Here is a 393-nt window from a genome sequence, read left to right on the forward strand (position 1 = left end):
TCACCGCCCGATCAGGAACTTGGCAAGAGACCACGGAGCTCGTAGGCCAGTTGAACCGCACGCTGCGCGGATGGGCGAACTACTTCAAAGTAGGCACCGTCACCAAAGCGTATCGGGCGCTCGACAACTACGCGGCTGCGCGGTTGCGCCGGTGGTTGCGCTTCAAGCACAAGGTCAGGCGACGCAGGGGCGGGACCTATCCACTCTCGCACCTCTATGGGTACTTCGGGCTCGTACGCCTAACCGCGCTTGGGCGCGACATGCCGTGGGCGAAGGCTTGAAGTCTTGTCCGAGAGCCGGATGCGGGAAATCTGCCTGTCCGGTTCGATGAGCGGGATGTGGAAACGGAGCCAAGGGTGAACCACTAAGGCACCGCCAGACGAAAGAGGCGGC

General features: G+C 62.6%; 1 protein-coding gene. It reads left to right on the forward strand.

Annotation, left to right across the window (positions count from 1 at the left end; genetic code table 11):
- Positions 1-281 (forward strand): group II intron maturase-specific domain-containing protein (locus AXW67_RS00005; RefSeq protein WP_283806446.1); only part of this gene is annotated, 281 nt, incomplete at its 5' end.
- Positions 282-393 lie beyond the last annotated feature (112 nt).

It is taken from the genome of Bradyrhizobium neotropicale (assembly GCF_001641695.1).
In the GTDB taxonomy this organism is placed as follows: domain Bacteria; phylum Pseudomonadota; class Alphaproteobacteria; order Rhizobiales; family Xanthobacteraceae; genus Bradyrhizobium; species Bradyrhizobium neotropicale.